Annotated in this window: 3 protein-coding genes and 1 pseudogene; 3 read left to right on the forward strand and 1 reads right to left on the reverse strand. The window is 62.4% G+C overall.

Annotated features, from left to right (window positions below; translation table 11 throughout):
- Nucleotides 1-294 precede the first annotated feature (294 nt).
- Together ABG80_RS18065 and ABG80_RS18070 are read left to right on the forward strand one after the other, a co-directional pair.
- Nucleotides 295-1218: a tyrosine-type recombinase/integrase gene (locus tag ABG80_RS18065; protein ID WP_235513940.1), complete on the forward strand. Its 924-nt coding sequence runs from the start codon at nt 295-297 to the stop codon at nt 1216-1218.
- A 358-nt stretch (nt 1219-1576) separates the two neighbouring features.
- Nucleotides 1577-3736, forward strand: a complete 2160-nt coding sequence (locus ABG80_RS18070) for a TonB-dependent receptor (RefSeq protein WP_235513939.1) — start codon at nt 1577-1579, stop codon at nt 3734-3736.
- A gap of 243 nt (nt 3737-3979) precedes the next feature.
- On the opposite strand, the pseudogene ABG80_RS18075 reads toward ABG80_RS18070, so the two are convergent.
- Nucleotides 3980-4324: pseudogene (locus ABG80_RS18075) on the reverse strand (IS5/IS1182 family transposase); the annotation flags it as partial.
- A 66-nt stretch (nt 4325-4390) separates the two neighbouring features.
- On the opposite strand from ABG80_RS18075, the gene ABG80_RS18085 reads away from it, so the two are divergent.
- Nucleotides 4391-5586, forward strand: a protein-coding gene (locus tag ABG80_RS18085; protein WP_152987731.1) for an IS3 family transposase whose coding sequence is annotated in 2 segments (ribosomal slippage) — nt 4391-4661 and nt 4661-5586 — 1197 coding nt in all. Because the reading frame shifts where the segments join, the coding sequence is not laid out codon by codon here.
- Nucleotides 5587-5758: the final 172 nt, after the last annotated feature.

The raw sequence follows: 5758 nt of genomic DNA on the forward strand, positions 1-5758 counted from the left end.
CTGCTGCTGAGCCTGTTGAGGCTTTTTGTTGCCCATCTACAGGCCGTTGTCTTGGCTTGGCTGGCGCGCTCGGCCTGTCACTACCGCGTTCAGGTTGCGCTGACTGCCGCGTGAGGCAATTGTTCAGGGCGGACTAAGTCGGTTGGCTGTTCCATTGCTCCCCGAACCCCGTTCCTGAACCGGGACGCCGCCACGAACACGCTGGCGGTCATCGACGACGCCCAGGCCGTCGCGCTGTTTCTGCGCGAGCGCGCGAGCCGGTCTCGCCATACGCTGCGCGCCTATGCGGCCGATCTGCGCCGTCTGATCGGCTGGTGCCGCGACCGGCAGCTCGGGCCGCTATCGGATCTGACGCGCAATGACTTGCTCGCCTGGCGCGATACGCTACGGCAACCGCGCGCCACCATGGCTGGCGACGGCCGCCAGCGCGCGATGGCGCCGGGCGAATGCACCCAGGCACGGGCGCTGGCCGTCGTCGCCAGCCTGTACCAATACTGGTTCGACACCGGCTACCTGATCGCCAATCCGGCATCCGGCCTAGTCACCGGAACGCAGGCGCGCGTCGGCTTCTCGCCGCGGCGTTGCCTGCCGACGACGGCGCTCGCCGCGTGCGACGTTGCGATGGCTGCCGTTTCGACTGATGTCGACGATCTCGCCATATTGCGCCGGCGCGTCATCTGGGTGCTGTATCGCTACGGCGGCGTGCGGCTGGCGGAATTGGCGTGGACGATCGAGTCCAATTTGCCGTGCGTCGAGGCTGGCGACGGCGGGCAGTGGACGCTGCATGTGCTCGGCAAGGGCGACAAGCCGCGCGTCATTCCCTTGCCGGCGATGGCGGTCGCGCCGCTTCGCGCGTACCGCGTGGCGCGGGGCCTGCCTCCCGAACCGGCCGCGCACGAGGTGCTGCCATTGATCCACGGTTTCAAGGGCGGATCGCTGCAGGACGGCGGGCTGTATGCCGAGGTCAAGGCCATCTTCGCGGCGGCCGCTGCCAACCTCGACTCCAGCGATCCGGCGCGAGACATCCTGTTGCGCGCGGCCTCGCCGCATTGGCTGCGCCATGCCTACGCCAGGGCGCTGGTGGTCGACCATCAGGCCCCGCTGCCGGTCACCCAAGCGTTGCTCGGCCACGCCAGCGTACAAACGACGGCGGCCTACGCCAAGACGGACCTGTCGCAGCTGCGCACGTTTGTGGAAAACTGTTTCGGGGATGGATAGTAGATTTCTACACCTCATCTCTAAACCCCTTAGGTGGCTACCGTCGCAAAGTGCACGGGAATCAAGGGAACCCCGACGAGCTTGCATCCTCCATTCCCCCACATCGCCCCACATCGCGGAAATGTATTGCAAAAGCAACGTTTCCGAGAGTACAATGGGAACAATTCTCATTGTCATCTATCCGTTGCTCAGCCAGCCAAGAAGCGCCCATCTTCTCCAGCCCGCCACGCCCACTTGAGCTCTACGTCAAGCGGGGGCTCATCCCCCAACGGTTACAACGTTGCCATGCCTAGAATTGACTCGCGGAAGCCCAGCTCCCGCTTCGGCTAGACGCTTTTTTTCTTACTGAGGATTCATCGTGCAACACCTACTGACAAAGCACTCCCTGCGCGCGAGTCTAACGCCGCTATCCCTGGCTCTGCTGGCCGCCTTTTCAGTCCCGGCACTGGCGCAGCAGAACGCTCCGTCGCAACCCACCGACAAACAGACGCAAGCTGGGGCGAGGAGCGAAGTGTCGCTGCCCGTAGTGACGGTCACTGCACCGGCGCTCCCCACCTATACCGCCAAACAGAGCACCACCGCCACTCGGACCGATACGCCGCTGCGCGACGTGCCGCAGGCCGTCACTGTGGTAACGCAGGAACTGATCAAGGACCAGGCCATGCAAGGCATGGACGACGTCATTCGGTATACGCCAGGCGTCGGCGTATCCCAGGGAGGAAGCCATCGCGACAACCCGATCATCCGCGGCACGGCGTCATCAGCCGACTTCTTCGTCAACGGCTTGCGCGACGACGCGCGGTACAAGCGCGATCTCTACAACATTGAACGCGTGGAAGCGCTGAAAGGCCCCAACGCGATGATCTTCGGCCGCGGCGGCGGCGGCGGCGTCATCAACAGCGTGACCAAGGAAGCTAGCTGGGATGCCGTGCGCGAAGTCACGCTGCAGGCCGGGTCGCACAACAACAAGCGGGTAACCGTCGATGTCGGCCAGGGCATCAATGAAACGGTTGCCTTCCGCCTCAATAGCGTGCTCGAGCAATCTGACAGTTACCGCGACTACGTGGAACTCAAGCGCTACGGCATCAACCCGACACTGACGATCGCGCCCAGCGCCCAAACCAGGATCAAGCTCGGCTACGAGTACTTCAAGGATACCCGCACGACCGACCGCGGCATACCCTCGTTCCAGGGCCGGCCATCGAATGCCGACCGATCCACGTTCTTCGGCAATCCGGACCTCAGCAACTGGGAAGCTACCAAGAACGCGTTCAGCGCAACGGTCGACCACGACACCAGCGCAGGCCTCCATATCCGCAACAGCACACTGTATACCGACGTCGACAAGTTCTACCAGAACGTGTATCCGGGCGCCGTCAACGCCGCGGGCACCCAGGTCAGCCTGTCGGCCTATAACAATTCGACCCCGCGCCGCAACCTCATCAACCAGACCGACCTGACCTACACGCTCCAGGCCGGCACCGTGAAACACAGGCTACTGGCCGGCGCCGAATTCGGGCGCCAGGAGTCGAAAGGCTTCCGCAACACCGGTTTCTTCAACAATGCCACGACGTCGATCTCTGTCCCGTTCGCCACGCCGACGGTCTTTACGCCGGTAACCTTCCGCCAGAACGCGACCGACGCCAATGAGGAAAGCACGGCATCTGTTGCCGCGCTGTATGCACAGGATCAGATCGAATTGTCGCCGCAATGGCAGGCGATCGCCGGCCTGCGCTACGACAATTTCAAGCTCGACTATCGCAACAACCGCAACGGCCAGGAACTCAGCCGCTCCGACAACCTGGTTTCGCCGCGCCTGGGTCTGGTGTACAAGCCGGTCCGTCCGCTGTCGCTATACGCAAGCTACAGCGTGTCGTACCTGCCGTATTCCGGCGACCAGTTCACGACGCTGGACGTGACCACGCAAACCCTCAAGCCGGAAAAGTTCACGAACTATGAAATCGGGGCAAAATGGGATGTGCTGCCATCGCTTGCGCTCAACGTCGCGATCTATCAGTTGGATCGCGACAATACCCGCGCAACTGACCCGACCAATCCGGCACTGACCGTGCAGACCGGCAGCACCCGCAGCAAGGGCGTTGAACTCGGCATGAGCGGAAACATCACCCCGGCTTGGAAAATCATGGGCGGCTATGCCTATCAGGATGCCTACATCAGCAGCGACACAAACGCAGCCAGGGCTGGAGCAAAAGTTGAGCTGGTGCCGCGCCATAGCGTTTCACTCTGGAACAAATACCAGATCACACCGGCTTGGGCTGCCGGATTGGGCGTGATTTACCAGGATGGCAGCTTCGCGGCGATCAACAACCAGGTGACGCTGCCGGCATTTACCCGCGTGGATGCGGCCGTCTATTACAAGATCAGCAAGGATCTGCGTGCGCAGTTGAATCTTGAAAACCTATTCGACCGCAGGTATTTCCCCACGGCGAACGGCAACGACAACATCACGCCGGGTTCACCGCGTGCGGTTCGAGTTTCGGTGGCCGCGAATTTCTAAATACCGACCTCACCGACCGGGCTGACCGCTATGGCCAGCCCAAGGCCGCTATCGAGTCCGTTCCCGCTTGTCAGTAATGGCGACGCCCCCGATATCAAGCCCGCTCGCAACAAAGACGCCTTGGGATGCGGCCCGTGCCGTTCAGTGAAGAACTGAACGGCACCAAACAGACCGGCGAGGATCAGGAATCACCGGCTTGGTGCCATTCCGTTCGGACTAGCGAGTCCGCCCTGAACAATTGCCTCACGCGGCAGTCAGCGCAACCTGAACGCGGTAGTGACAGGCCGAGCGCGCCAGCCAAGCCAAGACAACGGCCTGTAGATGGGCAACAAAAAGCCTCAACAGGCTCAGCAGCAGGCGGATGTTGTGCCCGGCACCGCACAGCACGGCATGCAGCGCATCGCCCAGCGCGCCCTTGAGTGGATTTCGATCCAGTCGTCCGTCGCTCTTCATGTGTCCGATCGTCGGCTCGATCGCGCTTCGCCGTTTGATCATGGCCTTCATCGTGCGCGTCACGCCTCGCCGCTGGCCTGATCTGAGAATCTGCACGCCCTCGACCTCGGCACCCTTGTAGCCCTTGTCCACCATCACAGTGAGGTTGCCCCCGTAAAACGTAGTTCTTAGCTCCTGTTCAAATAGACGTAGAGCATTGAAATGACAGACAAGCAAGTTCGAGCCCGGTACACGCCGGAGTACAAACTGGAAGCGATCCGCCAGGTCAAGGCCGGCCAGGCAGTAGCAGTGGTGGCCAAGGTGCTGGGTCTTCCCAAGGCGACCTTGAGCAACTGGGTGCGCAGCAGCGAACGCGGCGAGCTGGTCAGCGAGCCGCAGAAGGCGGCGATCACACCCGAACAGATGGAGTTGGCCCGCCTGAGGGCGGAGAACGCCCAGCTTCGCATGGAGCGCGACATTGCAAAAAAAGCGGCGGCGTACTTCGCGCAGGACACGCTGCGAGGTACGCCTGGGTCGAGCAAGTGAAGGGGCGCTGGCCTGTCAGCGTGATATGCCGGGTGCTGGAGATCAGCGCCAGCGGGTACTTCGACTGGCAACGCCGCCGTGCGTGCGCTCAAGACGGCAAGCCCGGTCCCAGGCGGCACAGCGACGAAGCTCTGCTGGCGCACATGCGCGGCATCCACGCCGAGGTCAAGGGCGAGTATGGCTGGCCACGCATGCACAAGGAGTTGGTGGTGCGTGGCATCCGCGTCGGCAAAGAGCGTGTGCAGCGATTGATGCAGCAGCACGGTATCCGAGCGAGAACCAAGCGCAAGTTCGTCGTGACGACCGACAGCAAGCACGGCCTGCCGGTGGCGCCTGATCTGGTGCAGCGGCGCTTCACGCCGGAGGCCCCCAATGTGCTGTGGAGCGGCGACATCACCTACATCGCTACGGACGAGGGCTGGCTGTACTTGGCCGCCGTCATTGACTTGTTCAGCCGTCAGGTGGTGGGCTGGAGCATGAAACCACACATGCAGACCAGCCTGGTCAAGGACGCATTGACGATGGCTTGCTTCCGCCGTCGGCCAAGCCCGGGACTGATCTTCCACAGTGATCGGGGCAGTCAGTACTGCAGCCATGACTTCCAGAGGATGCTGACCTCCTGGGGCATGCGCTCGTCGATGAGCCGCAAAGGCAATTGCTGGGACAACGCGCCCACCGAAAGCCTGTGGGGCAAACTCAAGACAGCCCGCCTGCATGGCCACAGGTTCGCCACCCGCCGAGACGCCATGGACGCGGTCATCGACTGGCTTGGCTTTTACAATCACAAGCGGCTGCATTCGACACTGGGTTATCTCAGCCCGATGCAGTACGAGCAACGCTGGCACGCGGCACAGCACAAGAAGGCCGCGTAATCGATGAGTTAAGAACTCCGGCAAACAAGGGCAACCTCACAGTACGCGGCCGGTGGTTGGCCAGGATGCTCACCTGCTCGATGGTCTCATCCAGCGTGTGCCCGTCGTACGGATTGCCGGGCATGGAGCGCATGCCCACCACCAGGCCTTCTTTGAGCGTGGTCGCCAGTGT

It is taken from the genome of Aquabacterium parvum, assembly GCF_001447195.1.
GTDB lineage: Bacteria > Pseudomonadota > Gammaproteobacteria > Burkholderiales > Burkholderiaceae_C > Aquabacterium > Aquabacterium parvum.